This window comes from Corynebacterium sp. 212_CJEI, assembly GCF_001055915.1.
Classification (GTDB): domain Bacteria; phylum Actinomycetota; class Actinomycetes; order Mycobacteriales; family Mycobacteriaceae; genus Corynebacterium; species Corynebacterium jeikeium_D.
The window spans coordinates 1-376 of record NZ_JVPT01000016.1 but is presented as its reverse complement, the minus strand read 5'-3'; the positions used below and the strand labels follow the sequence as shown (position 1 = coordinate 376).

At 53.2% G+C, this 376-nt stretch carries 1 protein-coding gene; it reads left to right on the top strand.

Annotated elements, in window-relative coordinates; translation table 11 throughout:
- On the top strand, positions 1–296 hold a 296-nt coding region (locus ADB02_RS01495), incomplete at its 5' end, for a hypothetical protein (RefSeq protein ID WP_049189448.1).
- Between the last annotated feature and the right edge of the window lie 80 nt (positions 297–376).

The following is a 376-nucleotide window of genomic DNA, read 5'->3' as shown; positions in this document are numbered from 1 at the left end:
CTGGCGACATGATTGGTACCTGGGAAGATTTCGAGGTCGAGGTCGAAAGCCGCGACCAACTCCTCTATGGAGTATTCACCGGCACCCCCACTCTCGAAATCACCGATAGCAACTTCTGGGACCCTATCTGTTACGGGGTGTACACCGACCGGGAAGAAGCCGAGCGGGCAACCAAACCAAAGTCAATGTGGGAAGCGAACAACAGTCCCCAGAAGTACGTCCTCCCCTTCCGTCTGGGCTGGAAATATGACAGATACTTCCCTGACGGAAAGCCCTGGCCACCAGACCAGCTGTAGGCCTCCCGTAGAATGCAAAAAAATTGTCTATGAAAGTTGTTGTCTGCGTCGTTTATCCCCGCTATCCGGATAACACTGAA